The following is a 22,353-nucleotide window of genomic DNA, read 5'->3' as shown; positions in this document are numbered from 1 at the left end:
TAAAGAAAAGCCCTGCCGAGCTGCTTGCAAATAAGATATCGTTGGCATTCAAAAAACGAGTGGCGCTTCATCGCGGTTATTTATTTCAGTTGTTGATAAATCCGAGGTGAAGCAGTAACCGTTTGACGAGAACGGCAGCTTGCGCGCGCGTCGCCGATTCATGGGGAGCAAATCGATGCTCCGAGATTCCGCTCATCAAGCCGGCATTGATCATCGTCTCGACCCCGGTCCGCGCCCAGACGCTGACCTCGGCACGATCATTGAACGGCGCCAGCCCCGTTGTCCCGCTCCCCTGCGTTGCTTCTGCACGGCTTTGGCCGCTTCGCGCAAACTTAAGGGCACGATCGGTCATTACGGCGATTTGCTCCCGGGTAACCGCCGCATCGGGTTCGAATCGGCTTTCCGAGACGCCATCGACCAAGCCGGCCTTATAAGCGGCGTGAACGTAACCGTAGAACCAGTCCTGCTGCCGAAGGTCGGCAAATCGCGAGTTGGCGGGAGCTGCTGCTTCCAACCCCAGAGAACGGACAAGCAAAGCGGTGAATTCCGCTCGGGTCAATCTGCTGTCAGGAGCAAATTGCTGCTCATTGCGGCCTTTTACGACCAGCTTGGATGCCATCAACTCGATGTCCCCCTTCGCCCAATGCCCCGCGATATCGGCAAAATGAGCTTTATTCTCCACCACGGTATAAATGCTGTTGCCCGGGCGCATCAGCTTTGCCATGAATAGGCCGTCTCGCCTTTCGAACACGGTAGGGACGAAGTAGCTCTCTCCGGTCAGGGGATCCAGGCGAACGCCCGATAGTTCAGCTGGATTGACCGCGCCGTCAACCGGAATCATCCTCGCGACATAGGTGTTCCCGAAATCGTTTAATTCGACTTTGCCGTCATCGGAGTGCGCAGCAACCGTGAATTCGACCGGGACGGTTAACGGGCGCAAGCCGGCATCCTTTAATGTTTGGTTGATGCGGGCCGCGTCGCGATCCTCATGTCGATGGATGGAAATGGAGATATACATCGACTCTCCCTCTTCTCCAACCGGCCATGTCGCCATGTCCGACCAGTCGATAGCCGCCAGCGGCAGTTCATAGCTAATGGCCCCGGATTGAACGATCACGTAGGCTCCCTGGATCGACGTTGCGGCGGCCGCCAGAACGCTGGCCGGCAGTTCGACCCTCACGCGGGATTCTTCCTGCGGGGTCTGAATGATAATCGAGCGCTTTCCGATCGCATACTCTTTTAATCGTTCGAACGCATCCGAAACCTGATCTGCTTCAAAGACGAACCTGGTCACGCGCGATCCGTCCGATGCCGTTTCTGTCGTCGCCGAAGCGGCAGAAGTATTCAGCCTTATCCTTTCAGGGTCAACCGGAATGATGGGTCGAGGGACGATCACACCTTCCGTCTCCCGAATAATATCCGCTTCCACCAGCTTCCAGCTGTAGTAATGACTTGGATTTTTTGATGAAGCGAGCCCCTTCGTGAATTCATGATAACTTTCGCGATCGAGCATATCCCCGTCGTTAATAGCCGCGTTAAAACCAAAAACGTAGCCGGTTTCAAGAACCATCGGCGTCAATTCGGACTTCGGTATCCGAATGGTATACAACGTCAGCTTCCGCCCTTCGTCCCTAGTGATGTTGGACCAATCTCCAGGCCTCGCTCCCGGCGTTTTCCCTCCGGCCGCGCTGAATGCGAACGTTTCCTCCAGCGTGCCGGTCAAAGCAAAGGCATATTCGTACATATCGGCATTGTATGTCGTCGTTTTTTGATTTTTTGTATCAAAGGCAAGCTGCACGCTGTCGCCGTTCCAAATAGAAGCGCCGTGCATGTTGTTGCTCATGTAGTCGTCATATACCTTTGCCAGCACGTAAAATGCCTCATCATCCCACAAAGCATACATTTTGGCGCTCGCATTGCCGTTTTGCCATTGCGCTTCCGAAGCCGGGTTCTCCGGTTGATTCAGGTACAAGGGATAAGCGTCCTGCCATGCCTGCAATCCGGCGTCCCTATCTCCGATGTCGACCGGCTGGTTCGCCTTCGCGGTTACGATGAAGGAAAGCAACGATTCTTTGCTTATTAACGCTTCCCCATCCTCATCCCGGATAGACATGCGAAAGGCATACTCGTTGAAAGGCTTCCGCGCGAACTGTTCGACCGGGAAAGAAACCACTTGCTCCGCGCCCGCCGTCAGCGTTACTTGGATGTTTTCCGTTTGCAGCCTCCAGCCCTCCGGAGCCTCTAGGGCAACACCCCCCGTTACAGTCGAGGCAAACAGGTTGGTGACCTTTACATCGATCGTTTCCAGCCCGGATAGCGTACTGGCCGATGGAAGCAGCTCGAGATCGAATTTGCTTTTGACCGTTACGGGAAGCAATTGCGTCTGAAGCACTAGACCGTTCTGTACAATTTCGATTTTGAACGCATAGGAGCCAGCCTTCAAATCTAAAGTATCCTCGAGCCCCAGCGTCAGTTCCTTCCGTTCTCCGCCGGCAAGCACCAGCTCCCGCTCTTCTCCCAGACTCTTGCCGTTTTCGTCGACTATGCGGATCTGACCCGCTATGGGAGCCGAATCGCTGCTTACGGTAACCTTGAATTCGGCTTGATCCCCTTCGTGCATGGTGACGGCGGAAGGAGCGACATGGATGAACACGTCCGTACGGTTTACGGCTTCGAACGCCGCCAGCTTCTCCGACCATTGCAACAACAGCGAGGAGGCCTTGTCCCAAGCGATTGCCGGGCCGACTCGCCCGCCAGCCTTGTAGGAGACCGCCAGCCCGTTCCGCTTTTTGGCGTGCCGGAGCACTTCCTCGGCAAACGGCAAAGAACCGCCGCCGCTCAGACGGACCTTATCCTGAATTTGCGCCGACACGTCGCTTAAATCCGCAATGGATGCAAGCTCCGCAGGCATCGCTTGCGAATCGGCGCTTGCCGATAGCAATCTTTCCCAGGCTTCGCCTGCGCGGTAGAGTTCATACAGGATGGACATCACGGACTCATTGTTCAGTGTCCCTGATCCCATCTGTTCGATCAGGAGGTTTCCTTGGCTATAATGCTCTGTTAACAAGCTTGCAACGACAGTGGATGAAGGCATGGCCGACTGGCCGTTTAGTTGTTCGGCGTACAATTTCAGCTCTGCAATAGCCGGACGAATATCGGCAACCGCCGAAGCTCCGAGCTCCGCTTCCGCCGCGGCAAGCCAGTTCTCGTAATCCTTCGCCAACCGGGAGGAGACTGCTTTAAGCAGCCATTCGTCGCTCAAGCCTTCCACATAAACCGGATTTTCTCCGACGGATATGTTGGATTGCGCGCCCGCCGGGTTGCCGTCCATATCCGTCACTTTTACGGTTTCGCCGTCGAAGTCGTATGTTTTCTCCCCATCGTTCGACCACATCAGCAGGATCGGCTTTCCATCCCGCAAATAAGCGTACGCTTTCAGGTCCGCGCCGAGATCCATCTCCCCTATGAACTGCGCTGCCGCAAGCGTTCTGTTGAATTGATTCAAAGCGATCAAGGATCGTTTCGCCGAATAATCGGCATGCGTTATCCCGTAATTATGCTCATTGGACAACGGATCCTCGCCATCGTTGCGCCAATCGTATATCGAACTGACCTTCAGGCCGTGATCCGCGCTGATGGCGTAATGCTTGATGAGGTAACGCGCCTGAAGCTCCTCGCTTACGCCCTGGATGTTATCGGCCGTATGCCAGTTTACCTCCGTGACGTATAAATCCTTCCACGCGCCAAAAGGCTTGAGCGTATCCGCATAATTTTGCAGCTTCGACTCGTATTGGGTATCGGGATCATTAGGCCAGCTGTACGGATGAAACGAGATGGCGTCAATATACGGGAATACGCCATTCTCGAGCATATCGTTCAGATACGTGTATCCCTGCTGATTGGCTACCGATCCGGCAATGATGACCGCATCCGGATTTCCTAGACGAATGGCCTCGGCGACTCTCTTGACCATCGCGGCGTAATCCGTTACGTTCGGCTCCGGCATCCAGAAGCCTTTCAGGTTAGGCTCGTTCCAAATTTCAAAGGTATCGACTTTTCCTTTGTAATGACGCGCCGTTTCATAGGCGTAATTGGCGATGCCATCCAGCTCTTTCATCGATCTGGGACCGTATTTATAGGAGTTCGTCACCCCGTCCAGTCCGCTATAGTAGGTTAAGTTGCCATTGATCACTCCGATAATTTGAATGCCTCTGTCCGACAATTCATTCACCCAACCGTCATGCCGCTCAAAATCGAGAACGCCGGGCGTTTTCTCCACTTTATTCCACTGCAGCTCGTCGCGCACTGTCCGGAATCCGGCTCTGTCCATAAGCCCGGCTTCATTCAAGCCGGTCCGGTTTTCCAAAGCAAAGTGGGTCGATATGCCGGCAATCGATTCGCTGTCGCCAAACTGCGGTTGATAAGTCGGCATAACCGAGAAGGCTTGCTCCAATACTTTGACGCTTCGCTGCCCTTCTTTTATTTCTACCCGAAGCTGATGAAGGCCGTTCTTCAAGCCCGGAAGAGGGATGTTCGACAGGTTTTCTCCGCCGGGAGCTGCTATTACCTCGACCGGCTCAAACATTTGAGGATCGGTAGGCACGGATGGAAGCACCGTATATGTTTTTTCCGTGGATGCGTTATGATGGATAGAGAGACCGATTTGCACTTCCTCCGGGTCGAAAATATAACCCAGCTGTTGAAATGTCAATTGGACGGATTCGGAGTACGCGGCGATCTCGACATCATCCACATACAGCGAACCGGCCGTTCCGCCCTCCAAGCGGACAAACAGCTTCAAAAATGCGGCGCGGCTGTCCACCAAACCAAGCGATGCGTCGATTCGGCTCCAGTCCATCGTCTCCGTATCCGTAACGTAGATGGATTTCACGTCGCCGATCGGAGCGCCATAACCATCCAGCTCGACAACCTCGATATGCCCGGCGTTTGCCTTCGAAATCCCGTCCGTCTTGATCCATACGGTCAATTCGGCCGGTTCGCTTGGATCAACCCTGACAATCGTCGACATATATGATTCGGCTGCCCCGCCTTCGATTCGCGCTGACTGCGCGCCGGTATGGGGCAACGACGTATCGATGGAAACCGCGGCGCTGCGGTCGAGCCACAGCCCTTGTTCGAACCCGCCGTTTCCGGCAAGCTCGCCAGGCACCAACATCTTTACTTGATCCAGGTAAAGGCTTCCGCCCGCTGCGCCCGCGTTCAACCTTTCTTTGGGGATGACAATCGAAAGCTTCTCGATCGCGCCCAAAGCCGCGTCATTCGCCACGGCTGCTTCATGCCAAATACCGTCGGCATCAAGCTCTACCGTATATCGTTCCGTTCGGCCCGACGTGTCCGATAATTCCAGGAAGACGCCGTTCATATCGACGGTTCGGAATGAAATCCGCAGCTCATTGATATGGATTGGCACCGGCAGCGTTCTGTCCAATCGGACCTCGGCGCCTCCGTCCGAGAAATCGGCGTCCCATCTGGCAGCGTAGGCCCCTTCGAAAGGCGCACTGCCGTCTTGAACGAGCACCGCTTGCGGCGTACTTGCCGTCCAACCGTCGATTCCTCGCTCGAAATCGCTTACAATAATGGATTGCGGCAATTGAAATCCGATTTTAACCAATTCCTCGTCCGAATATTGAGCCGTTCCCCATCCTTGCAGTTGTCCGGGGACGTACCGGCTTAGAATGGTTTGTTTGACTTGCTCGCCCATCGTGTCCACACGGAGCTTCACTTTTGCAAAAAAATCCTCATTAAGAAAAAACACCGGTTTGACAAAGGCATTGGCATAGCTTGCAGCCAACTCATGCGTTTGGCCAAGCGCTGCATCATCCGTCCTGACGCGGAGCATCAGGCTTGCGGAGGTGGCCGATAGTCCCCTTGCAGTTCGCAGCCACCAGCCTTCGGACGAGCTTCCGACTCCGTCGCGAACGCCAAACTTGGAGGCATACTGAATGTATTCCGTCTGGGACAAAAGGGCAATCCCGGCCGTCGTCGTATAATCAGCGGGGCAAATGCTGTCCGAGCGGCAGCCTTCCGTTTCCCAGACATGGTTTCTGTCGATAAACTCGACAATGCCCGCCGGAAGGCTTCTTCCGCCGTTGCCATTCTGCATGAAATCATGGTTCAACCAATAGGCGATATTATTGGGGTCGTCCACATCGAATTTCGTTGTACGGTCCGGGTCGAACGCTCTTGCTCCGTATGCCTCCTTCGTCATGATAAAAAAAGCCGAATCGTCGTCCTGCCGGTTGTCCAACAAAATAAATGTCTCTTCGGCCCCTTCGACTTGAAAGGTGTTTTCCTGCGGCGTTGACGTTTGCCATCCGGCCGGCGGCGTTCCTAGCCGGTTGACTGCGGCCAAAGCTCCGGTAACGTTCAACCCGAACAGAATCGCTGCTAGCAGCAGCGCAGGAATTGTTTTTTTCTTCAAGGCTTGTCGCTCCTTTTTTTGTTAACGATTCGCTAACGAATAATTTCCACCATGCGGATGTATTCTACGCTGCCGTCATAATTATTGCCGATACGAAGATCCGCGGAGTAATTCTGCAGATTCGAGAAATTCGCATTCGTAACGGCAAACTGCGCGGTCTTCCAGGTATTGGTGCCCGTTTTTGCGATGTACACATTTTGATAATTGCTTCCTGTCGAATTGTATTGAATCCGGATTGAATCCGTGCCTTCATCAAAGTATTGAACGCCTATCGTCAGATTCGTGTTACCTGCTCGAGCAAATGCATCGGAAACGCGGAAGTAAGCGTATTTGGTATTGCCGCCGATTCTTCGCGCGGTTAGCCCTCCGATGGTTTCCACTGTTGTGTAGCTTTCCATTGCCGGGTCAGTCGATAAGACTTGCTCTATCAGCTTTTGCTTGTTTTCCGTCTGAAGAATCGCTCTGGCGGCATTGTCTTCCTTGCGGACCGTCACGCTTTTTACCGTTAAGTCGCCCAGCTCGGCCCAGATGCGGAAATCGGAGCCTGCATTTTGCGAGTTGGAGAACTTGGCGTCGGTCAGCGCGAAGCTTTGCGTGATCCATGTTTGACTGTTTGACTTATTGACCGTACCTGCATTCTTGTACGCATTGCTCTGCGCATCATAATGAAGCCGCCACCTGCCCGTTCCGTCATCCAGATAAGTGACGTCTATATAAACAAGCGGATCCAGGCCTTCATTCGTTCCATAAAGCCAATTGTCGTTTATTTTAAAATACATGTATTGGTCTTCGGTTACCTTCATATTGCCGTTAACCGGCGTAATGCCGCTGTCATGAGGACTGTCGTTTACATAAAGGGTTAACACGTTCTCTGTCTGATCGCCAAAAAAAGATTGTGCCCCATTGGCGGCCTGATAATAGTAAAGCGCTTTCAATGGATTGAGGCCGGCATCGGCCAGTCCGAAATTTTCCTCTACCGCGCCGGTTGTTCCCGTTCGCCGGTAGTTGTACCAAAATATCCGTTTAATATTGCTGAACTGCTTATGCAGTAAATACGTTTCGTCGACAAAATTGGCTTTCGGGCTTTCCTTGTCTCCGCTGTTCCGATAGCCGGTCTCGGTCACCCAGATGTCTTTGCCGGAAAGACCATATTTGTTTAATACATCCATCATGCCGTTATACTTGGCGATCAGATTGGCCGACGAGCCATAGGCATGGTAATTGACAACATCCATGTAATCTCCCGCCCCGTTTGCCAGCAGCGAGTCGAAAAACGTATTTAACCCGTAGGAGTCCTGGGTCCCATCGTTCAAGGCAAGGCCTGCCATCAAAACACGATTACTGGGATCCACGTTCTTCAGCTGAATATAGGCTTTCTCCAGCAGCGTTTTATAATCGGCAACCGAATCCTTCCAGAATCCCAAATGATCCGGCTCGTTCCATACCTCCCAATCCGTCACCTTTCCCTGATAGCGGGTTGCGATAAACTGCACGTAGTCCTCCCAATCGGACCAATTGGCCGGTTTATACCGGGTACGGTCGGGGAAGGGAGCCGTCGGATTCGAAGAAGCCCATGAGGGGGTGAATCCTAATATAAATAGGATCTTGATGTCCTTGGCATGTAACTGGTCGACGATGTCATCAAGCCTGTCGAGAAAGGTTGAATTATACACCCCCTTAGCCGTCTCGATCGCGTTCCAGTCCGGAGAAATGCGAATCCACTTGGTCTGCGTCGCTTCTATTTGATCGATTAAGGCCGAATAATCGGCATACCTGTGCGGATGCTCTACAACGCCGAAATAATCGCTGTCTACTGCAGCCGCCGGCTGAACCGCGGTAAACGCGAAAATCAGACTCAGAAACAGAATCCCCGCCCATTTCTTTGCTTGCATATACAGTCCTCCCGTCAACGTTTATGTTGAAGCTGTTGAAGCTGTTGAAGCTGCCCGGAATGTAGATTCCGCTTCAGCTCTGGCCTTGGGGCCAGAGCTTGATGCGGGTAGGGAGCGCGTCTCTTCGAGGCTCGCTCCGAGTTTATGCTTATTTATTTTTGTACGCCTCGTTCATCTCCGCGGTCGCTTTTTGCAGCTGCGGGTCTTCTTTGAGCTTGTTTACGAATTCATCCCAAGCGGAAAGCGGCTCTTTGTTCATAATGACTTGGACTTTTAAATCCTGGATTTTCTTCTCCAGATCCGGGCCGATAACCATGTAGGTTTCGGAAATCAAACCGTGGGAAGGATTCGATACGCTGACCTTCTCCCGTTCGTCGATCACTTCCTTGTTGCGGTCGTACAGATCCTGCGGAATCCCGGCAAGGAAAGCGTTGCTGTATTTGTTATAAGTGGAAAACAGGTTAGCCAGGTTGTTAAGGATCGGACTGATGTTATCGGTTTTCGCCTGCTCCGTGGCCATGATATAACTGTCGTCTCCATCTAAAGCCTTGTAGTGAACGTCCTTCAGACCGTAGCTCGCCAAGTCTCCGACCTCCGGCGTCAACCCTTTATCCAGAACCGCCAAAATCTTCTTCATCTTCTCTTCCGGGACCTTCTTCGGAATCGCGTAAGAGCCGAAGTAACCGATATCCTTCTGCGCGTATTTACCCAACGGCCCGGTTATGTACGGCACCGGATAAATATCCCCCGTGGGTTCGATCTTCCGGAGCGCTTCCGTAAACAGCCATTGCGGCTTGATCGAGGAGCCGAGCATGCCCGCTTTATTGCCCATGAATGCATCGCGGGCCTGGGAATTTTTCATCACGGCGAAGTCCGCCGGGATGACGTTCTCTTCATAGGCTTTCTTCATAAACTCCAACGCGCTTTTGATTCCAGGGTCGAAGACGGCCGGCGAAAGCTCTCCGTCCTTAAGCAGGAATCCCGTAGTGGAAGGACTGCGGGTAAAGGCTTGCTCGATCCATGCGTACGAACCCATGGTGTTCGGAGATACATCCCCTGCTATGCCGTAGGTATCCGCTTTGCCGTTGCCGTCCGGATCCTTCTCCGTAAACGCCTTGGCTGCCTCATAAAACTCGTCGATTGTCTCCGGCACCGGCAAACCGAGCTTGTCCAGCCAATCCTTCCGGAGCAGCGGCATCGAACCGCCGCCTTCCAGCGGACGCGGACGGGGCACGACGTAATTTTTGCCTTGAATCTTGGAGTTGTCCCAGATCGTCTGAGGCAGCGCGGACAAATTCGGATAATCCTTAATATAGGGAGTCAAATCCCAGAACGCTCCATCGAACGCCGCTTGTACAAATAAGGAATCAAACACGTTCTCAATATACATCATTTCGGGAATATCTCCGGAGGAGATCGTGATTTTGGTCTTCTCCGCCAGTGTATTGACCGGCACCCAAGTAATGTTCAAATCCGTATTCGTCCGTTTCTCCAGTTCCTTTAGCAGCGGATTGTCTTTGGCTACAGCCTCGGCGGCATTTTGTCTGGCGAATACGATAATCGGCAGCGGACCCTCCTGTTCGATAGGCTTGGTGGTATTGGAGACATCATTCTTTTCGTTTCCGCCGCAAGCGGCAAGCAGAACGCTGCCCGCCAGAAAGACCGAAGTTAGTGCGATTAATTGTTGTTTACCTTTCAAAAGAAACGCCTCCCCTTGTTTATTGCCATCTTCGTATACCGTTTCTCATCTTTTACTACACTACCATCGCTTATCCTTTAATCGAGCCGACCATCACCCCCTTGGCGAAGTGCTTCTGCAGCAAAGGATAAACTAATAGAATCGGCAAGGTCGCGATGATAACCGCGGCCATCTTCAGCGTTTCCGTCGGTATTTGGATTTCCGAATTCAGCTGATTCACAATCTCGCCGGACGCCGTGCTGGACGATTCGATAAGCAGCATCTTAAGCACGACCTGAAGAGGCTGCAGCTCCGGCTTGTTAATATACAGAACCGCCGAGAAGAACGTATTCCAATACCCGACGGCGAAAAACAAGCCGAAGGCGGCCATTGCCGGCAGGGACAAGGGCAGAATGATTCTGGCAAATACGCCAAAATCGCTGGCCCCGTCCATTTTCCCGGCCTCCTCCAATTCGTCGGGCATGCTCTCGAAAAAGCCCTTAAGCAAAATCATATACCAGCCGCTGGACAATACGGGCAAAATCAATGCCCAGATGTTATTCACCAAGCCTAACGAACGGACGACCAGGTAGTTAGGGATAATGCCGGGATGGAACAAGGTCGTCATCAGAATGAGAATTAAAAAGACTCGCCGTCCGAAAAGCCTCTTCCTCGAGAAAGCATACGCTGCGGCCGCCGTGATCAACAGGCTAAGCGCCGTTCCGACCGTTGCCAGAAAGGCGCTGATCAGCGTGGCATCCGTGAATACACTGTTCGAGAGCAAGTATCTGTAGGAGCTTAGCGTCCAATGCTCGGGCCAGAGTACGAACCCTTTCTCCAGAAATTCAATGGGCGATGTAAACGATGCGACGAATACATAGTAGAACGGGAAAAGCATGATCAGCGATACCGCCACCAGCACAATGACGACAAGCGCATCAAACCACCTATCTTCTTTATATCTCACGGGAATCTCCCTCCTTTTAGTAAATGCCGTCGTCTCCGATTTTTTTGGCCAAATAGTTGGACCCGACGACCAGGATCAGTCCGACGACGGACTTGAACAAGCCGATTGCGGTGCTGTAGCTGAATTGCCCCTGCTCGATCCCGCTCCGGTAGACGTACGTATCGAATACGTCCGCCACATCGGCAACGGCGCCATTCATCATCAGATAAACCTGTTCGAAGCCGACGTCCATCATATGGCCGATTCTCAGAATCAGCAGGATGACGATGACATTGCGGATGGCCGGAAGCGTTACGTGCCACATCTGGCGGAGTCTGCCTGCACCGTCCATCCTCGACGCTTCATATAGCTGGGGATCGACTGATGCGATCGCCGCCAGAAAAATGACCGTTCCCCAGCCCGCTTCCTTCCAAATGGATTGCAGCGTCAGCATCAGCCAGAAAAAATCCGGATTGGTCAAAAATTCGACGCGGGAAAACCCGAAAGCTTCGAGCATCTTGTTGACCAGTCCCTCCGAATATCCCAGCATCAGGAACGTCAAACCCGCGATAATAACCCAGGATAAAAAATGAGGCAAATAGATGATCGATTGCACGGATTTCTTGAACCATTCAACCCGCACCTCGTTCAACATCAGTGACAGGATGATCGGAAGCGGAAAGAACAGCGTTAAGCTAAGCACGTTAATCGCAAGCGTATTGCGCAGCAGTATCCAAAAATCGTTATGGGAAAAGAACCGTTTGAAATGATCCAGTCCCACCCATTCGCTTTCCATAAACCCGAGAAACGGCGAATATTTTTGGAACGCGATCAGCACTCCCCACATGGGGACGTATTTGAATAACAGAAAAAATAATATCGCAGGTAGAGCAAGCAGATACAGCTGCTTGTCCCTGCTCAGGGAACGCCAAACGTTGGAAGCCCGGCGTTTCTTATCTAGAGAGGAAGAACTCTCCTCCAACTCCATTACTCCTGCGTCTGCGTTTCTCATGGACCTCACCAGCCTTTAGCATCTTAATTGACGTTATGCCCGAATCATATCCCGAACGGATTATCACGCCTACTGGATATTTGCAAAAAGCGGTGTGGACATCCATGAATACGCCTATTTTCAACAAAGTGCAATAGCGATTTTATAGGGTTCGGCTTATAATTGATCTACTAGATCGACCGAAATTACAGATCCGGGGGTACACCTATGTGGAAAAGCTCCTTTTTCCGTAAAAGCCTGCTATTGATCATTGCCCTCACTACGCTGCCCACTGCCATGGCGGGACTGTTCATCCATGCATTCGGCACGTTTCATATCGAGCGGGAGCTGAACCGTTCGCATCAAACGGCCATGAACAGCGTCATCGAACGGATCGACGGCCAATTAAACCATCTGGAAATGGTCGCTATGCTGTGGGCGTATAACAGCTCCTTCAGCTCGCCGCTTCAGCAGTTGGATATCTATCAGGATCCTAAGATGGTTCAGGAGTTATATAGAAGCCTTACCATTATCAAATCCTCCGACCCGCTTATCGAGGAAGTATATGTATTTCTGGAAAAGGACGACGCCATAATCTCCGACACGTTCGGCATCGAACGGCCGGCGGAGACGACATTGGCCGCTTACCGGCAGCTACTTCAAACGCCATACAATATATTCTGGAGCGATTCGCTGCCTCCCGGCAATCTGAAGAACGCCTCCCCTTATTCACTCGTTGTTCGTCTTGCGAAAGGAACGGTGAAGTCGAATATCGTCATGGTGTTCCGGATCAAAGCCGATCTGCTGCACAAAATCATTGCTGATGCCGAGCCTGATGCCCGCGGCGCTACTCTCCTGCTTAAGGAAGACGCGCAGATTATCTCTGCCGGCAGAAACCCGGCAGACAAGCCCAGTCCTGTCGACCTTGGCATCCGGGATATGATCAGGAATTCGAATACTCCCAGCGATTCGTTCGTTACCTCAGAGAACGGGAAGAGGTATTCCGTCTCTTACAGAGAAATTAAGCGCATTCAAGAAAGATGGATTGTCGCTACCGCAACACCGCTGGCCAACGTTACCAAGCCGGTTATCCTTATTTCACGATATATTCTGGGTATCAGTTTAGCCATGCTTCTGATCGGATTATGGTTATCCTGGATGGCCTCCAGAAGGATGTATACACCGATCCAGCAGCTGGTTCACGTATTCTCGTCAGACAAAAAATCCGATGATACGGTCAATGAATTCGAACTCATCGTGGACCAGTGGACGCATGTCCTGCTGGAAAGAAAAAAACTGCAGCAGCGGCTGCAGTCCCAGTTGCCTACGCTCAGAGAAGGCTTCATTCTACAGCTTGCACAAGGGCATCTGTATGCTCTCACGAACGAGGAAATCGTAGAAAGACTGGAAAAGTACGGATGTCAGGCTAGGGACAAAAAATGGCTGCTGCTGGTCATCGGACTGCACGGCTTGGCCGCCGCCGGCTCCAAGTTCTCTCAAGAGGACGAGCAGCTGGCCACTTTTGCAGCCGCTAACATTGCCAAGGAGTTCATGCAAGGCTGGCCCGAGGGAATCGATGTGATCAATTTTCAAAATCTGAATGTCGGCATTCTTCTTCCGGCACGGGCCGCTCAATCCGTTCACGAGCAAAGGGCCGAATTGTTCCGGATGGCCGAGGAGCTGGCTTCGACCATGCATCATTTTCTTCGCGTCAAAGTCACGATCGGAATCAGCAAGGTCGTCCAGACCGCCGGGGAAATTCCCGATGCGATGGAAGAAACGCTTCAGGCTTTAAAGCACAGGCAGGCGCATGAAGTGCTTCAGGTGCTTGACATCGAGGAGCTTCTGCCCCATGGCAGCCACGAAACGCCGTATCCGTTCGAGGAGGAAAAGGTCCTTATTCATGCTCTTCGCATGGGAGTCGCTGAAGAAGAGGTAAACCAATTAATGGACGTCTTTCTCGAACGTCTGCAAGAGCGGGCGGCTACCGAGCTTCAGATCCGCCAAGGGCTGTACCAGTTGTTCGGAAGCATCCAGCAAGCCATTGCCCACTCCGGCTTCAACCTCCTCCAGTTGTATGGCGGGCTCATGAATGAGCAGCTGGTCGCCCTGCGCGAGCCTGCCGCTATTATGGAATGGCTGAAGAAGGATGTGGTCCCGCCTTTTTTGGCCGAGATGGCGCAAACGCAGAAGCTTTACTTAAAGGAGCTCGTGGATTCCGTTCTGAATACGATTCACCGGGATTATATGAAGGATCTATCATTGGATAGCTGCGCGGATCTGCACGGCACCTATCCTCGCAAACTGAGCGTCGGTTTCAAACAGGTTACCGGATTTACGTTCATCGACTACTTGACCAACTACCGCCTGGACAAGGCAAAGGACCTTCTCTGGACTACGAACGTGAAAATCAATGATGTCGCCGAGCAGGTCGGTTACCAGCCCGCTTACTTTCATCGAATTTTCAAGAAGCATACCGGCGTCACTCCGGGCCAATACCGGGAGCAAGCCTGAACCAACCCATCTTAACTACTCCAGCAGCCGTAACCGGCTCTGCACCTGCCCCTCCTTCGCCTCGCGATAGGTGCTTGGGGACATCCCGATGATTTTATGAAACACCTTGCCAAAATAACTGACATTGCTGAAGCCGCAACGTGTGGCAATCTCGGTAATCGGCAGATCGGATGTCCTCAGCAGTTCGGCCGCCTGCTCCAACCGCCGATTACGGACATAGTCCATCGGAGTGACGCCAAAAAAGTGGGGAAACCTAGTGCACAAATGATATTTGCTTAATCCCGCAACCTCCGCCAGTTGGTCCAAGGTCAGGTCGCGATGATAGTTCTTATCGATATAAGCAGCCACCTCTCTGTACGTCTGAGGCAGCTCGCTTCCCTTATAGGGGCCTCTGCTGTGTAAGCTGCGCTGGAAGGCAACCAGCAACTCGTAGATTCGCAGGGACAGGTCATATCGATCTCCCAGTTGCTTGGCCGCCGAATCTCTATGCAATGCCCAGAGCAATTGAAGCGGCAGTGTGTCAGCTCCTAGCTCAACGACGGGGCTGCCCAATCTCATCAGCTCCTTCGACAACCAATCCTCCCCGATCAGCTCGAATCGGATCCATATCAGTTCCCAGCTGTCCGCCAAAGTGGAATCGAAGTAATATTCGTGGTCGCTAGGAATGCTCACTACAAAGGCATGCCCTTTTGGAACCGCATAGATTTCCTTGCCTACCCGCAGCCTGCCTCCCCCTTGCAGTGAATATTGGAAGATCATCCCTTTGCCCCCGCGCTTCAGCCCATTCCAGCGATAAGCGTCGCTAGTCACTGTCTCGTGCCCGATGGAGAAAAGCTTAAACAGATAACTGCTGTCAGCCTCAGCATAATGAAACCCATACGTTTTATGCACAATATATTACCACCGTTCCTCAAAATATTTACTATTTAATCCCGCATTTATTGAATTTATAATAAAATCATCTTACAAATATTATACTACTCGGGAGTGAACTTTTCGATGTCGAATAGGTGGGACTGGGAAGATTGTTATGTCCGCATCGAGGGCACTCTGTTACGGATCGGTAACAGCCTTATGGAACGCAGCTGGTCCTTTCATCAAGGCAAGCCTGTCAGCCTGTCCATACGGGATAAACAGAACAACAGAGAGTGGCTTAAAGCCGAGCCCCAAGCGGCCGCCTTCGAATTCCCGTGGCTCCCTGCTTCTGCAAAGCCCGAGGCCGTCTTTATCACATCCTTCGTCGATGATGATTATGGGGTGGCCAAAAAACAGTTGCGTGCGGATGTTGATTTGCAATTCGTAGGCTTCGATCGGATCGTTCGTTTAACCGCCAGGGTCTATCCATTCGGATCGTTTATACGAACAGAGTATGCATTGCTTCCAAAGGGCTATACGTCGGATCAAGACGGTTTCCCGATTTTGGTTGCACCAGCGGAGGATTCAACCGGGACAGCGTCCTCGCCCGCTGCGTTCCAGTTGGACGACAACAACAAACAGAAGGCCTTGATCGTCAACGATTATTGCGAGCGTCTGGAGCTTCAGGAGCTCCACTGCAGCTGGGAGACGGTCAGCTTCCGCGACCAAACCGACACGAACAATAATCTGGTGGGCAAGGACTCCGGTCTATTATATCGTAATGAAAAGCGAAGCCTGCGAGGCAATATCCTTCTGCTCCAGAGCAGCCTCCATCGCAGCGGTCTTATGCTGATCAAGGAAGGCGCTACGCCGCTAGGTCATCTGCAGGATCGGGGGATGGACTTTCAGTTCCAGGGACAGGTCCTGTCGGTCATCGGTTCCGGCATCGGTACCAATGACCTCTTGAAGCAAGAAGAGGTTGCGGCTTATGGAACTACAGTCGGCGTGTATGACGGCGATGCTTATAGCGGCTATAAGCTCATCGACGAGTATCATCGAAGCCTTCGAGTTCATAAACCCGAACGGGACAGCTTCATCATGAGCAATACGTGGGGAGACCGTTCCAAGGATGGGCGTGTGTGCGAAGAATTCCTGCTGGCAGAGCTGCAAGCAGCAGCCGAGCTAGGGATTGATATTGTGCAAATTGACGACGGCTGGCAGAAGGGCGTTACGAGCAACTCCGTCAACGCTCAAGCTGTCGGCGGGAGATGGAGCGACTATTATAACGGAGGCGGCGACTTCTGGAGCGTTCATCCGGAGCGGTTCCCTCGAGGGCTGACGCCGATTACTCGGCTTGCCCGTGAGCAGAACATCAAGCTGGGCTTATGGTATTCACCAGACTCCGCGAACGATTACGCGAACTGGGAGAAGGATATCGAGACGCTGGTTAAGCTGCATCGGGAATACGATATTTGCGCCTTCAAGCTGGACGGCATCCATATTTGCTCGAAGGTCGGCGAAGCGCGTTTACTGGGTATCCTGAGACAAGTGATCCAAGCGACCGGGGGGCAGGTAGATTTCAACCTGGATACGACCTCTCAGAAGCGATTCGGGTATATGGGCAATACGCAGTACGGGAATATCTTCTTGGAAAACCGTTACACCGATTGGAGGAACTATTACCCGCATTGGAGTTTACGCAATATATGGATGCTTGCACCTTATGTATCCGCTACGAAGCTACAGATGGAGTTTTTAAATGTTAACCGCAATAAGGAGCAATATTCCGGTGATCCGCTGGCACCTTCAGCCTGCGGCCAGATATACTCCTTTGCCGTTACCGCCTTCACAAACCCGCTGGCCTGGATGGAGTTGACGGCGCTGGACGTTGATCAAACCGCTGCCTTGGCAGCGGTCATCCGAGCCCTGAAGCCCCACCATAAGCAAATCCTGGCGGGCCATGTTCTTCCTATCGGCGAAGAGCCTAAAGGAACGAGTTGGACGGGCCTGCAAAGCATCACGGGGAGTAACAGCGGATACATTCTGGTATTTAGAGAGTTGAATCCGTCATCGGAATATCCAATGAAGCTGTGGGGGATCAAGGCAAGCGAAGGAACCTCCGGACCCCCGGCTCTCAAGGTAACCGAGCTGCTCCGCATGGATGAGAAGGATACACTGGCAACGAATCGGAGTGAAGCTCCCGTTATCCTTGAACAGAATGATCAGGGAGAATATATCTTCTCGCGGCCGGCGCCGTTCACTTTCGCGATTTATCGGTATGAGATATAGAAGCTTAGTCGCAAATAAGCAAAGAGCACTCGACAGGAAGCTGTCAGTGCTCTTCCGAATGGACTCGCGGCCCTTCCTTCTCTTAGATTGCTATATTACAAACTAAGGCCGATTGTCGTCTGCCGGATTAATAATGGCCAACACTTGATGATCCTCCCACTTCCCGTTAACCAATAAGTTGCTTCGCGCAATTCCTTCCTTATGGAAGCCGGCCTTCTCAAGCACCCGGATTGACCCGGGATTGTTTGGCGAAACCTCGCCTACGATCCGATGGAACTTCAGTTCTTCAAAAGCATACTTCACGACCAGCTTTACTGCGTCCGTCATATAGCCTTTGCCGTTATTAGCCTGGTCCAGACTATAGCCGATCATGCAGCTCTGAAGCGGTCCTCGGGCTACGAAGGATAACGTTATGCTTCCAATAATTCGATCATCATCCTTATGGCAAATCACGAAAGAATATCGCCGATCTTCCATTCTGTCGGTCTTGCTCTTTATGACCAACTGAAGCTGGTGCTCCTCTGTATAAAAAGCTTCAGGGGTACTCGGGGAAAATAGTTCAAAGAACGTCCGGTTGCGCTTATTCATTGCGGCTAGTTCCGCAGCGTCCGCTTCTTCCGGGAAACGAACGTAGATTCGCTGCTCCGACATCTGCACCATCCTTGCTAATAAACGAGTCCCTGGATCGACAAGCTCGGAAACTCATCAATTCCTGTGTGATCAAAAAACAAGCGCGTTATCCAATTTGGATAACGCGCTTGTTGCTGGTATCGGGATGACACGATTTGAACATGCGACCCCCTGGTCCCAAACCAGGTGCTCTACCAAGCTGAGCTACATCCCGTAAAAATGGCGCGGCCTAAGAGATTCGAACTCCTGACCTTTTGATTCGTAGTCAAACGCTCTATCCAGCTGAGCTAAGGCCGCAAATATAAAAATGGAGCGGAAGACGGGAATCGAACCCGCGACCCTCGCCTTGGCAAGGCGATGCTCTACCGCTGAGCCACTTCCGCAAATCATGGTGCGGTCAAGAGGACTCGAACCTCCACGTCATTGCTGACACTAGAACCTGAATCTAGCGCGTCTGCCAATTCCGCCATGACCGCATATGGATTTGTATGGTGCGGTTGAGAGGACTCGAACCTCCACGGGCGTACGCCCACTACCCCCTCAAGATAGCGTGTCTGCCATTCCACCACAACCGCGTATAAAACTGGTGAGCCATGAAGGACTCGAACCTTCGACACCCTGATTAAAAGTCAGGTGCTCTACCAACTGAGCTAATGGCTCTTAATAAAATGGCTGGGGATCAAGGATTCGAACCTTGGAGTGACGGAGTCAAAGTCCGTTGCCTTACCGCTTGGCTAATCCCCAACACTGGATATTTCGTTAAAGTTGTACATGGGGCGATCGAGGGGAATTGAACCCCCGAATGTCGGATCCACAAACCGATGCGTTAACCACTTCGCCACGACCGCCATATGTGGTGCCGCCGAGAGGACTTGAACCCCCAACCTACTGATTACAAGTCAGTTGCTCTACCAGTTGAGCTACAGCGGCATATGAATGTTATATGGTGGCTCGGGACGGAATCGAACCGCCGACACGAGGATTTTCAGTCCTCTGCTCTACCGACTGAGCTACCGAGCCTTATGATGCCATAAATGGCGGAGCTGACGGGATTCGAACCCGCGGTCTCCTGCGTGACAGGCAGGCATGTTAGGCCTCTACACCACAGCTCCACATTATGTTTATCAAAATACAACCAAGGTAATTTGGTTGCGGGGGCAGGATTTGAACCTGCGGCCTTCGGGTTATGAGCCCGACGAGCTACCGAGCTGCTCCACCCCGCGTCATTAAGGAAATTCTATGGTGGAGGATGACGGGATCGAACCGCCGACCCTCTGCTTGTAAGGCAGATGCTCTCCCAGCTGAGCTAATCCTCCGTAAATGGTGACCCGTAGGGGATTCGAACCCCTGTTACCTCCGTGAAAGGGAGGTGTCTTAACCCCTTGACCAACGGGCCTTACTGGCAGAGAGGAAGGGATTCGAACCCTCGATACGTTGCCGTATACACGATTTCCAATCGTGCTCCTTCGACCACTCGGACACCTCTCTGCATGGCTCCCCGAACAGGACTCGAACCTGTGACAACTCGATTAACAGTCGAGTGCTCTACCAACTGAGCTATCAGGGAATAGTCGAACTATGGGATAATGCCGTAAGATTTTGAATGGTTGGCCTTAGTGGACTCGAACCACCGACCTCACCCTTATCAGGGGTGCGCTCTAACCAGCTGAGCTAAAGGCCAATAAAAAACCCACATCACTGTGGGGTGATTTCATTGTATGAATATTACACCCTGAAAACTGGATACGAAAGTTTAGCTGAATCTTTAGCTTGCTTACCGGCTGTATGACCAAATAAGCGATTAGGATAAGCCCTCGACCGATTAGTATTCGTCAGCTCCACACATTGCTGTGCTTCCACCCCGAACCTATCAACCTCGTCGTCTTCAAGGGGTCTTACATACTGGGAAATCTCATCTTGAGGGGGGCTTCACGCTTAGATGCTTTCAGCGCTTATCCCGTCCGTACTTGGCTACCCAGCGGTGCTCCTGGCGGAACAACTGGTACACCAGCGGTACGTCCATCCCGGTCCTCTCGTACTAAGGACAGCTCCTCTCAAATTTCCTACGCCCGCGACAGATAGGGACCGAACTGTCTCACGACGTTCTGAACCCAGCTCGCGTACCGCTTTAATGGGCGAACAGCCCAACCCTTGGGACCTACTTCAGCCCCAGGATGCGATGAGCCGACATCGAGGTGCCAAACCTCCCCGTCGATGTGGACTCTTGGGGGAGATAAGCCTGTTATCCCCAGGGTAGCTTTTATCCGTTGAGCGATGGCCCTTCCATTCGGTACCACCGGATCACTAAGCCCGACTTTCGTCCCTGCTCGACTTGTAGGTCTCGCAGTCAAGCTCCCTTATGCCTTTGCACTCTTCGAATGATTTCCAACCATTCTGAGGGAACCTTTGGGCGCCTCCGTTACATTTTAGGAGGCGACCGCCCCAGTCAAACTGCCCGCCTGACACGGTCCCCGTACCGGATTCACGGTACCAGGTTAGAACTCCGATACGATCAGGGTGGTATCCCAACGGCGCCTCCACCGAAGCTGGCGCTCCGGCTTCAAAGGCTCCCACCTATCCTGTACAGATCGTACCAAAGTCCAATATCAAGCTGCAGTAAAGCTCCATGGGGTCTTTCCGTCTTGTCGCGGGTAACCTGCATCTTCACAGGTATTAAAATTTCACCGGATCTCTCGTTGAGACAGCGCCCAATTCGTTACGCCATTCGTGCGGGTCAGAATTTACCTGACAAGGAATTTCGCTACCTTAGGACCGTTATAGTTACGGCCGCCGTTTACTGGGGCTTCGGTTCACAGCTTCGGGTTGCCCCTAACCGCTCCCCTTAACCTTCCAGCACCGGGCAGGCGTCAGCCCGTATACTTCGCCTTACGGCTTCGCACAGACCTGTGTTTTTGCTAAACAGTCGATTGGGCCTTTTCACTGCGGCCCCCTCGGGCTATTCACCCTACCGAGGCACCCCTTCTCCCGAAGTTACGGGGTCATTTTGCCGAGTTCCTTAACGAGAGTTCTTCCGCGCGCCTTAGCATGCTCTGCTCGCCTACCTGTGTCGGTTTGCGGTACGGGCACCATCACCTGGCTAGAGGCTTTTCTTGACAGCCGGAGTACATGACCTTCGCTACTGCAATTTTCGCTCCCCATCACAGCCCAGCCTAACGACTTGCGGATTTGCCTACAAGTCAGCCTCACTGCTTGGACGGGCTATTCCATCAGCCCGCGTCACTGCCCTTCTGTGTCACCCCATTGCTCATAACGGCTTACGGTGGTACAGGAATTTCAACCTGTTGTCCTTCCACTACGCCTTTCGGCCTCGCGTTAGGTCCCGACTTACCCTGAGTGGACGAGCCTTCCTCAGGAACCCTTAGGCTTTCGGCGGACAAGATTCTCACTTGTCTTTTCGTTACTCATACCGGCATTCTCACTTGAATACAGTCCACCAGTCCTCACGGTCCAACTTCAATCCGTATTCAACGCTCCCCTACCCAATGCAGCAAGCTGCAATGTCATAGCTTCGGTGGTGTGTTTAGCCCCGTTACATTTTCGGCGCAGAGTCACTCGACCAGTGAGCTATTACGCACTCTTTAAATGGTGGCTGCTTCTAAGCCAACATCCTGGTTGTCTGTGCAACTCCACATCCTTTCCCACTTAACACACACTTGGGGACCTTAGCTGATGATCTGGGCTGTTTCCCTCTTGACAATGGATCTTAGCACTCACTGTCTGACTCCCGGTAAGCATGTCAATGGCATTCGGAGTTTGACTAGACTTGGTAACCCTTGGCGGGCCCCGCACCCAATCAGTGCTCTACCTCCACGACACTCATAACCGAGGCTAGCCCTAAAGCTATTTCGGGGAGAACCAGCTATCTCCGAGTTCGATTGGAATTTCTCCGCTACCCCCACCTCATCCCCGCACTTTTCAACGTGCGTGGGTTCGGGCCTCCAGTGCGTGTTACCGCACCTTCACCCTGGACAGGGGTAGATCACACGGTTTCGGGTCTACGACCACGTACTCAAATCGCCCTATTCAGACTCGCTTTCGCTGCGGCTCCGGCTTTCCACCTTAACCTTGCACGTAATCGTAACTCGCCGGTTCATT

Annotated in this window: 9 protein-coding genes, 17 tRNA genes and 1 rRNA gene (1 of these 27 cut by a window edge); 2 read left to right on the top strand and 25 right to left on the bottom strand. The window is 52.4% G+C overall.

The features are described from left to right. Positions 1-85: 85 nt before the first annotated feature. From KJW29_RS31555 to KJW29_RS31535, 5 genes are all read right to left on the bottom strand, one after another. Complete coding sequence (locus KJW29_RS31555) at positions 86-6,442, bottom strand: S-layer homology domain-containing protein (protein WP_214627558.1); 6,357 nt, start codon at positions 6,440-6,442, stop codon at positions 86-88. A 32-nt stretch (positions 6,443-6,474) separates the two neighbouring features. After that, on the bottom strand, positions 6,475-8,334 hold the full coding sequence (locus KJW29_RS31550) for a GH39 family glycosyl hydrolase (protein WP_214627557.1): 1,860 nt from the start codon (positions 8,332-8,334) through the stop codon (positions 6,475-6,477). Between the two features lie 148 nt (positions 8,335-8,482). Continuing rightward, positions 8,483-10,033, bottom strand: coding sequence for an extracellular solute-binding protein (locus KJW29_RS31545; RefSeq protein ID WP_214627556.1), 1,551 nt, complete (start codon positions 10,031-10,033; stop codon positions 8,483-8,485). 70 nt (positions 10,034-10,103) lie between these two features. Further along, the gene (locus tag KJW29_RS31540) at positions 10,104-10,979 is read right to left on the bottom strand and encodes a carbohydrate ABC transporter permease (RefSeq protein ID WP_246608461.1); all 876 of its coding nucleotides are present in this window, start codon (positions 10,977-10,979) and stop codon (positions 10,104-10,106) included. A gap of 16 nt (positions 10,980-10,995) precedes the next feature. Next, positions 10,996-11,946: an ABC transporter permease gene (locus KJW29_RS31535; protein WP_373271323.1), complete on the bottom strand. Its 951-nt coding sequence runs from the start codon at positions 11,944-11,946 to the stop codon at positions 10,996-10,998. A gap of 231 nt (positions 11,947-12,177) precedes the next feature. On the opposite strand from KJW29_RS31535, the gene KJW29_RS31530 reads away from it, so the two are divergent. Further along, positions 12,178-14,463 (top strand): helix-turn-helix domain-containing protein, encoded by a 2,286-nt coding sequence (locus KJW29_RS31530; protein ID WP_214627555.1) that lies wholly within the window; start codon positions 12,178-12,180, stop codon positions 14,461-14,463. Positions 14,464-14,478: 15 nt separating this feature from the next. Here the strand turns inward: KJW29_RS31530 and KJW29_RS31525 are convergent, their stop codons facing one another. Next, on the bottom strand, positions 14,479-15,354 hold the full coding sequence (locus KJW29_RS31525) for an AraC family transcriptional regulator (protein ID WP_214627554.1): 876 nt from the start codon (positions 15,352-15,354) through the stop codon (positions 14,479-14,481). A gap of 108 nt (positions 15,355-15,462) precedes the next feature. Between KJW29_RS31525 and KJW29_RS31520 the strand changes: the two genes are divergently transcribed. Continuing rightward, positions 15,463-17,607 carry an alpha-galactosidase gene (locus KJW29_RS31520; protein WP_214627553.1) on the top strand — a complete coding sequence of 715 codons (2,145 nt, stop codon included), beginning with the start codon at positions 15,463-15,465 and terminating at the stop codon, positions 17,605-17,607. A 102-nt stretch (positions 17,608-17,709) separates the two neighbouring features. Here the strand turns inward: KJW29_RS31520 and KJW29_RS31515 are convergent, their stop codons facing one another. The 19 genes from KJW29_RS31515 to KJW29_RS31425 form a co-directional block, all read right to left on the bottom strand. Further along, positions 17,710-18,258, bottom strand: a complete 549-nt coding sequence (locus KJW29_RS31515; protein WP_214627552.1) for a GNAT family N-acetyltransferase — start codon at positions 18,256-18,258, stop codon at positions 17,710-17,712. A 119-nt stretch (positions 18,259-18,377) separates the two neighbouring features. Then, a tRNA-Pro gene (locus KJW29_RS31510) sits at positions 18,378-18,451 on the bottom strand. A gap of 6 nt (positions 18,452-18,457) precedes the next feature. Continuing rightward, positions 18,458-18,534 (bottom strand) — tRNA-Arg (locus KJW29_RS31505). Between the two features lie 11 nt (positions 18,535-18,545). Further along, positions 18,546-18,620, bottom strand: a tRNA-Gly gene (locus KJW29_RS31500). 6 nt (positions 18,621-18,626) lie between these two features. Beyond that, positions 18,627-18,713, bottom strand: a tRNA-Leu gene (locus tag KJW29_RS31495). A gap of 13 nt (positions 18,714-18,726) precedes the next feature. After that, positions 18,727-18,812: transfer RNA gene (locus KJW29_RS31490), tRNA-Leu, on the bottom strand. A gap of 9 nt (positions 18,813-18,821) precedes the next feature. Beyond that, a tRNA-Lys gene (locus KJW29_RS31485) sits at positions 18,822-18,897 on the bottom strand. Positions 18,898-18,906: 9 nt separating this feature from the next. Next, positions 18,907-18,981: transfer RNA gene (locus tag KJW29_RS31480), tRNA-Gln, on the bottom strand. Between the two features lie 28 nt (positions 18,982-19,009). Further along, a tRNA-His gene (locus KJW29_RS31475) sits at positions 19,010-19,085 on the bottom strand. A gap of 6 nt (positions 19,086-19,091) precedes the next feature. Continuing rightward, a tRNA-Thr gene (locus KJW29_RS31470) sits at positions 19,092-19,167 on the bottom strand. A 14-nt stretch (positions 19,168-19,181) separates the two neighbouring features. Continuing rightward, positions 19,182-19,257 (bottom strand) — tRNA-Phe (locus KJW29_RS31465). A 15-nt stretch (positions 19,258-19,272) separates the two neighbouring features. After that, positions 19,273-19,349: transfer RNA gene (locus KJW29_RS31460), tRNA-Asp, on the bottom strand. A 34-nt stretch (positions 19,350-19,383) separates the two neighbouring features. After that, positions 19,384-19,460 (bottom strand) — tRNA-Met (locus KJW29_RS31455). A 17-nt stretch (positions 19,461-19,477) separates the two neighbouring features. Then, positions 19,478-19,553: transfer RNA gene (locus KJW29_RS31450), tRNA-Val, on the bottom strand. Positions 19,554-19,558: 5 nt separating this feature from the next. Further along, positions 19,559-19,633 (bottom strand) — tRNA-Glu (locus KJW29_RS31445). Positions 19,634-19,637: 4 nt separating this feature from the next. Beyond that, positions 19,638-19,725, bottom strand: a tRNA-Ser gene (locus tag KJW29_RS31440). Between the two features lie 3 nt (positions 19,726-19,728). Then, positions 19,729-19,804, bottom strand: a tRNA-Asn gene (locus KJW29_RS31435). 37 nt (positions 19,805-19,841) lie between these two features. Then, positions 19,842-19,918, bottom strand: a tRNA-Ile gene (locus KJW29_RS31430). Between the two features lie 121 nt (positions 19,919-20,039). Then, positions 20,040-22,353 (bottom strand): 23S ribosomal RNA (locus KJW29_RS31425); it runs 619 nt beyond the window's last position.

Origin of the sequence: Paenibacillus agaridevorans (genome assembly GCF_018604145.1) — a bacterium.
GTDB lineage: Bacteria > Bacillota > Bacilli > Paenibacillales > Paenibacillaceae > Pristimantibacillus > Pristimantibacillus agaridevorans.
The sequence above is the reverse complement of the archived record's forward strand: the minus strand, read 5'-3'. Positions and strand labels throughout refer to the sequence as shown.